The 7328-nt window shown below is 54.6% G+C and carries 8 protein-coding genes; all 8 read left to right on the top strand.

Annotation, left to right across the window (positions count from 1 at the left end):
• A partial coding sequence (locus OPU71_RS20930; RefSeq protein WP_267730036.1) for a hypothetical protein occupies nucleotides 1-778 on the top strand: 778 nt, incomplete at its 5' end.
• Nucleotides 779-895: 117 nt separating this feature from the next.
• Nucleotides 896-1606, top strand: a complete 711-nt coding sequence (locus OPU71_RS20925) for a hypothetical protein (protein ID WP_267730034.1) — start codon at nucleotides 896-898, stop codon at nucleotides 1604-1606.
• Nucleotides 1607-2029: 423 nt separating this feature from the next.
• Nucleotides 2030-2599, top strand: coding sequence for a metal-dependent hydrolase (locus tag OPU71_RS20920; protein WP_267730033.1), 570 nt, complete (start codon nucleotides 2030-2032; stop codon nucleotides 2597-2599).
• A gap of 14 nt (nucleotides 2600-2613) precedes the next feature.
• Entirely contained in the window at nucleotides 2614-3201 is a 588-nt protein-coding gene (locus OPU71_RS20915) for a metal-dependent hydrolase (protein ID WP_267730031.1), read from the top strand.
• Nucleotides 3202-3617: 416 nt separating this feature from the next.
• Complete coding sequence (locus OPU71_RS20910; RefSeq protein ID WP_267730029.1) at nucleotides 3618-3863, top strand: hypothetical protein; 246 nt, start codon at nucleotides 3618-3620, stop codon at nucleotides 3861-3863.
• A 96-nt stretch (nucleotides 3864-3959) separates the two neighbouring features.
• A complete protein-coding gene (locus tag OPU71_RS20905) occupies nucleotides 3960-4361 on the top strand; it encodes a DUF6678 family protein (RefSeq protein ID WP_267730028.1) in 402 nt (133 codons plus the stop codon).
• Between the two features lie 892 nt (nucleotides 4362-5253).
• Complete coding sequence (locus OPU71_RS20900) at nucleotides 5254-6021, top strand: hypothetical protein (RefSeq protein WP_267730027.1); 768 nt, start codon at nucleotides 5254-5256, stop codon at nucleotides 6019-6021.
• Between the two features lie 87 nt (nucleotides 6022-6108).
• Nucleotides 6109-6720: an HAD-IA family hydrolase gene (locus OPU71_RS20895; protein ID WP_267730026.1), complete on the top strand. Its 612-nt coding sequence runs from the start codon at nucleotides 6109-6111 to the stop codon at nucleotides 6718-6720.
• Nucleotides 6721-7328: the final 608 nt, after the last annotated feature.

The raw sequence follows: 7328 nt of genomic DNA, 5'->3' as shown, positions 1-7328 counted from the left end.
AACCGGACACCCAAACTGCTTAGCAGTTTGGGTTCCCTGCGCTGGCGCTCCGGTGCCGGTTACTTTCAACGTTAGCCCACAAGATATGACGCACCTTCGCAGTGAAGCCATACAAAGATGGTGGCCCACCACACAAGCACTCGATCTTGTTGAGGGCAATCATGAAATTGTTGCGGCAGCCGTTCACGCAGAGGTTTCTCGTTTAGTTGGAAATGAGACTGTAAGTACTTCTTGGGAGGTTTTCAAAAATCTTGATGCCGCATTTGGCGCAGCAACAGAGTTCGCAAACGTTCCAACTTTCTACTTGGTGTTGCCGACCCATTCCAAATGGAGTGTCCTCTGGAACAATAGCTTTCTATGTGACGGCTATGATTCCTTGTGCCACTGTTTAACCTTGAACCACGCGCTTACCACCTTGCACTGGTCCGCGCACGACGACTGGACATCAATGCAATCTGGAGCGAGATTTTGTCATCGTCAGGTTAGTGGCTCCAACGTACTTGAGCGCTCAGTACATGCCTCGCAGCAAGACACCAAATGGGAGTTCTTCGAAAGCGGTCCGGCATTAAAGGAAGAGGACCTGCAACTCTATAAGGCACGCCACAAACGAGATCGCCTAAATGAAGAACGAATGTCACAACTTCTGGCTCGCCTTGGCGCATCTCCTTGGTCTGAGCAGTTCTACGCCCTGTCAAAGCCTTGCTTTGTCATTCGTCGGACGACTTCACCTTCAACAATTGTCACGCGGTGTCGAGAAGATGTACTCAAACCCGGCTAACCCGGCAGTCGAGAGGGACGGCCACAAGCTGCGCTTGTGGTTCCCTACGCTTCGCTCCGGCCGCCCCTCACTTCTACGTTGGGCGTCAAAGCAACCGCATAATCCAGAGGAGAAGTTATGAAGAAGCTTCTTGCATGCACCTCACTCCTGCTCACTGCACAGTTGGCAATGGCCGACATTCCGCCCTCTGACTACCTTGCCTATTCGGATCAGCTTATCCGCGAGTACCACCTCCTCAGCAATGCTCCTTTGCCACAAGTGGAGATTTTGGGGCCGCAACTGCTGCACTCACAACCTCCCCTACCGACGTTGGCCGCGCAGTACATTCGAGAGGGTGACGCATTCAAGAAGCGCGATATTGAGATGGCCATCACCCGAACCCTCCAATCTCGTTTGAATGGCGCGCCATCTCGCTACGTCTCATTCCTCTACACATTGCATCTTGCGCCATACGATATTGATCGTCGTCGATTTGGAGTGTGTTTTGAACGGGAATGTTTAGATCGGCGACCGTATCCCATACATACGAAACTCGGCACCGAGAGATATGAGCTTGCAATATCCGACGCTCCAAACAGAATACTATTCTCGCCAGAAGAAGCCGTGGCGCGACAACTGGAAGCAGTTGCCGCGAAGTTCGGTCGCCGAACCCCGGCCTTGCTGGTCGTAGAGGTCACAAGTACTGAGGAGAAACAGTGGTCCGACAAGACGCCGTATCGACGGGTGTTGAGCAAGCTTGTTGGCATTCAGTTCCTTGCCGACTTCCCGAGGGACCCCAGATCCGCGCCAAGCGCCGAAGCAGTGCTCTACTCTATTTGGGAAAAGTGACGCCCAACTTGTCGCTCAACCGGACCCCCAAATGCTACGCATTTGGGTTCCCTCGGCTGCGCCTCGGTGCCGGTTAGCTTTACGTTAGCGTCAATGCTGAAAGCGTCCGAACTCGAAACGTGCATTGGCTCTGCGGGCGTGGCCAACGTTCCCGTGCAGCGCTTGTACCGTTTCGGTTCGGGGACCAATTCCTGCACGGCAGTTCGGTGCAATGCTCGGCTATCGTCTCCTGCGTGGTTTCGGGTTTTCCCCGCAACCGTTTCGCCTTCTCAATCCCCTGCACTTCGGGCCTGCGCTGCATGAATCGCCGTTCAAATTTCAACGCTGCCGCTAACAGGTCCGTCAACGGGACGCCAATCTGCTGCGCAGTTTGGTGCCCTCCGCTACGCTCCGGCGCCCGTTACGTCCAACGTTAGAGCTCAGATGTTCATCGCCCATATCCCGTCCGGCTACGTTTTCTCATCAATGCTCGTCGAGAGAGTTCGTAATCTGCCAGCCTCCGCCGCTGCAGTGATTACGTCTGGCGTGGCTGGGGCGTTAGCGCTCGACTTCGATATGGCGTATTTTTATCTGGCGGATCACCGCCAAACCCATCATCACAAGTACTTCACCCATTGGCCCATCGTTTGGCTGTTGCTGCTTGCGGCCTCAGCAATTTGGTTGCGGCTGTCCCATGCATCGAAAGCGTCATTCCTGTGTTTGGTCTTTTGCTGCGGCTGCATGCTTCATATAGTTCTCGATAGCTTTGTCGGCGATATATGGTGGTTCGCGCCCTTTATTGATCGGCCGTTCGCTCTGTTTGTCGTTCCAGCCGTTTTCGATCCATGGTGGCTAAATTTCATTCTCCATTGGTCATTTGTCGCGGAGTTGGCGATTTGCATGTGGGCGCTACTCATCTATCGAAGGCGCCGCCGCTCTAACAATTCGATCCAGGGGACACCCAGCAAGCCGGGTTCCCTCCCTGCGGTCGGAGCCCCTGATCTCAAACTTTAGAGCTCACCCCTCGTATGTCGTCCTTCATCGGCCATGCCTCAGTTGGCGCTGCCGTCTACTTCAGCCAAGCGAAGCTCAGTTCAGCTCATGCCAAGTGGGCGCTTCCGCTCCTTGTCTTTCTATCAATCGCTCCAGATCTCGACTACCCGTTCAGTTGGTGGCTCGGCATGGATTTCCATCCGCGCATCACGCACTCCCTTTTGTTCTGCATAATCATCAGCTTGCTCGCCTGGCTGGCCACTACGCGTACTCTCGCAGCTGGCGTTTCTCACCCAGGTTTACTCGCCTTCTGTGTGGCTTCCTGCTCCCACATCGGGCTCGATCTATTGGTTGGGGTGCATTCAGTTCCTGTGTTCTGGCCGTTCTCATCGTCTGAGCCCGCCATTGCCTTTGGCGTGCTGCCCAGCGCCGGCCACCTGAATTTATGGAATTACTATCTGTGGCGCAATTTGCTCATCGAATGTGGCGTTTTGCTTCCATTTCTTTGGTTTTTCGTAGCAATTTTTCGGGGCACATCTGTTCGCTCTCTTGCCTCAAACCTTGCGCTCATCTGTCCGATTTGGTTGGGGTTCTTGGTGTGGTCCATTCGCATTCACAACTAAGCTCTAACTCGTCGTTCAACGGGACTGCCTTCGGCAGCCCTTTAACTCTGCGTTAGCGTCAATGCTGAAAGCGTCCGAACTTGAAACGTGCGTTGGCTTTGCCGGCGTGGCCAACGTTCCCGTGCGGCGCTTGTACCGTTTCGGTTCGGGGACCAATTCCTGCACGGCAGTTGGGCGCCACGCCCGGTTATCGTTTCGGTCGTGGTCGCGAGCTTTTCCCCACAACCGTTTCGCTTTCTCAATGCCCTGCACTTCGGGCCTGCGCTGCATGAATCGCCGTTCAAATTTCAACGCTGCCGCTAACAAGTCCGTCAACGGGACGCCAAAATGCTGCGCATTTTGGTTCCCTCCGCTGCGCTCCGGCGCCCGTTACGTCCAACGTTAGCCGTCAAACAATTCCTATCTCGTAGAACGTCATGACCGAAATCAACCAACGACTGCATCAATTAGCCGTCGATCGAAAGCTCATTGCCTTCTTTAGCGTCAGCATTTCCGTTGCGGTCCTTGCTGGCCTTTGGTTCGGCCGCTTTCCGCCCGGTGCTGTTGCGATCGTTTGGTTCTCGTTTGCCGCAATCCTTGCTCGTGCAATCTCTTGGGCAACACCAGAAGAAATCGCGCGCATTACGGCAGCAGCCGGCCCCAGCAACGATGAAGCCGGCTAACAAGTCCGTCAACGGGACGCCAAACTGCTGCGCAGTTTGGTGCCCTCCGCTGCGCTCCGGCGCCCGTTACGTCCAACGTTAGGCAGCGCAGCAACCATGCTCTCCAGCAAACAGGCTCGTGAATACGTCAGCGCAAAGAGGCTAACTTCGGCAATGAACAACACGCGCTGGCAAGCACTTTTTCAATCTCTCAACGCCAGCCACCGGATGTTTCAGTATCGAAGGAAAGATCTAGATGGGTCATGGTTTCCCGAGGACGGCATAAGCTTCACCCCTGAAATTGCACAGTATTGGGGTGAGTTCAGTAGCATGGAGTGGTTTGACATCCTCGCCTACAAGGAAATCCGCAAAGGCGCGCTGCTTCCGATAGAAGTGGTCGACTATTCAGATGAACTGATAGAGATCGCGCGCTCAGTTGGCGCTAAGTTTTCAATCATTGACCACGGAATAAGAGTCTGGGGCTACATCAGAGAAAATGAACAACCCAATCTCCAGTAAATTGCCTAACAATTCCGTCGAGTGGGACGCCCAAAGCTGCGCTTTGGGTTCCCTCCGCGCTTCGCGCTACGGCGCCCCTCACGTCCAACGTTAGCGTCAATGCTGAAAGCGTCCGAACTTGAAACGTGCGTTGGCTTTGCCATCGTGGCCAAGGTTCCATTGCCGCGCTTGTACCGTTTCGGTTCGGGGACCAATTCCTGCACGGCAGTCGGGTGCCGCGCTCGGTTATCGTTTCTACGGTGGTCACCGGTTTTCCCCGCAACCGTTTCGCATTTTCAAACGAATTCACTTCGGGCCTGCGCTGCATGAATCGCCGTTCAGATTTCAACGCTGCCGCTAACAGGTCCGTCAACGGGACGCCAAAATGCTGCGCATTTTGGTTCCCTCCGCTGCGCTCCGGCGCCCGTTACGTCCAACGTTAGCCTCGTGCTCAATAGCTCTCAATTCCTGACGTCAGCAATTGAATCGCCGTCCCGGCGCCCTGCCCTTTGCACTGCGCCGCATGCCGCTGCGGGCTCCGCGGGTCATCACGCTGCTCGGTGCTTGCGCGCTCAACGGTCGCGGGCTTCAAAGGCGGCGCCATCAGCTGCGAGTGCGCGTTTTACGGCGTCCGCGTTTGGCGCCTTCGGGCTTTCGGTGCAGTCGTTAGCGGTTTTTCCCGGTGCGGCCGTCGCCGCTTTTCCGGCAGTCGTTTCTGGTCCCGCTGCAGGCTTTGCGGTTCGGGCTTTTCGTCGGTTGGCAGCTGCGGCGAGCCATTCGATTCCTCAATCGGTCACGGTTTGCGCGGCTAACACGTCAGTCAACGGGACACCCAAACGCTGCGCGTTTGGGTTCCCTCGGCTACGCCTCGGTGCCCGTTACCTCCAACGTTAGCCTAAGAAGGGAGGTGGCAATGCCCGACCCAGTAGGAATCATTGGCGTACCACTCTTGTACGTATTGGGCTTTTTGGTCATTTTAGTTGCAATTACGGCAACGAAGAAGAAACAGATTCCCGTTGTTGTACTTTTTGTCTACGTTCTTGTTCCTGTCATTTTCTTTGCGAACGAAATATACAAGAGCGATAGGTTTTGGAAGTCTATCAAGGATGGAGAGAGGTCGAACTCGGTCGCTTTTGCGAGATATTGCGCTGGAAGCAACCGCGTTGTTTACAGGCGCCCAGAAATTTCTCGCGGTGATTCTGTTTCAATTCACTTCGCAGAACCAGTTATCTGGCGCAAAACAGGATTTAATCAAACCCTATATGCTCCTGGACAACTTCAGGATTATATGAATAGGCACCCAAGCATCTGCGCAGCAACTTCGGTCGAGTACGTTGAAGGGTCATATAGCGGAGCATTCAACGCTGGTGAAAACCGCTACGAACAAGAGAATCGAAAGTTCTTGTTGTGCGGGGATCGACCACCAGAGATCGTTCCCACCCTCGAATCGCGATATCAACTAGTTCTTGGCGAAAAAGCGCAGAAAGACGAAGTCCCGTGGAGCAATAACGGCCAGCTTTGGATGGCTAAAGCGTCGGTGCGCCTAGTAGACACAACTGACGGAAGTATTGTCGCCGAGGACACTGTGTATACACTCGTGCATGGCAATGAAGCAGCATGCCCTTCTGGCCCAGAAGCACTGGCAAAATTGATTGTCGATGTGTTTCCACAGGCTAACTAATCGTTCAACCGGACGCCGAAAAAGCTGTGCTTTTTCGGTTCCCTCGCTGGTGCTCGGCACCGGTTAACTCAAACGTTAGGCGTTCGAATGACCACAGTCTCGTGCCTTCTCTTTGACCTCGGCGGCGTACTCGTCCGAAATTCCGCTTTCGATCGACTAAACGAACTGCTGCCGGCACCGTTGGGAGTTGAAACGCTGAAGTCCCAACTACTCGCGTCCCCGTCTTTTCGCGCCTTTGAACTCGGGCGCACGACCCCAGAGAGTTTCGCTAATTCGTTCGTGCGGGAGCTTGAATTAAAGTGCACTCCCTCTGAGTTTCTCCGAGAGTTTGCAAGCTGGCCAGAGGGGTTTTATCCCGGAGTAGAAGGAATGCTTTCCAGGCTCCGTACGAAGTACAAGGTCGCCTGCTTGAGCAACTCGAATGAACTTCACTGGGCGCGGTTCGATGGTTTTCATCAACACTTCGACGTCTCCCTATCGTCGCACCTAATGCACCTAATCAAACCCGACGCGGCGTGCTTTCAGCGCGCGCTCGCGGAGTGCGAGAAAAACGCGGGCGAAGTCATCTTTTTCGACGACGCGCTACCTAATGTAGCGGCAGCGCGTTCCTGTGGCATCCAATCGTTTCATGTGCATGGTTTCGATGAAGTGCGCTTTCATATCGAAGAGCTCGGGCTACTTCCGCATGCGCACGCCTAACCAGTCCATCAACCGGACGCCCAAAGCTGTGCTTTGGGTGCCCTCGCTGGCGCTCGGCGCCGGTTATGTCCAACGTTAGGCGATCAATGCGCCTCTATCTCCTAGCATTTACCTTTCTTGCCTTCGTGAGTGGTTCAGGGTTCTCTGAAGCATTTGCACGCGGTCTGTCACGAGACGAAATAGCAATCCAATCCGCCCGTGAAAGCAGTTGCTTTCTCACCAAAGAGAAGGAATGCGCTAAGAGCCTAGAAGACGAATGCCTTGCGGCTGGGGGCACTTGGGGTGGTGTTATCAGCGGCCGAGGAAGAGGTCCAGGCTGCACATACGTCACAAATGATGGCGGGAATCACTGCACAACCTCAAACGATTGCGCCGCAGCTTGTATTGCCACTTCCGCACTTAAAGAACCGATGGCTTGCCAATGCTCATCCCAGTCCCGCGAGCCCAAAGGCAAGAGCATCCACTTATGCACCGCAACCGGAATTTCTAGCGTCCATGCAGACTGATGCCATGCAAGAATCGCCTAACAAGTCTCTAAGGGACTTCCCGTCAACCGGGCGTTGTTGAAGCCGGCCGTCAGGCCGGTTTTGCTTTTCAGGTTTCTCGAT

The organism is Niveibacterium sp. 24ML, assembly GCF_026586805.1.
GTDB lineage: Bacteria > Pseudomonadota > Gammaproteobacteria > Burkholderiales > Rhodocyclaceae > Niveibacterium.
This window is presented reverse-complemented; position numbering and strand designations above follow the sequence as displayed.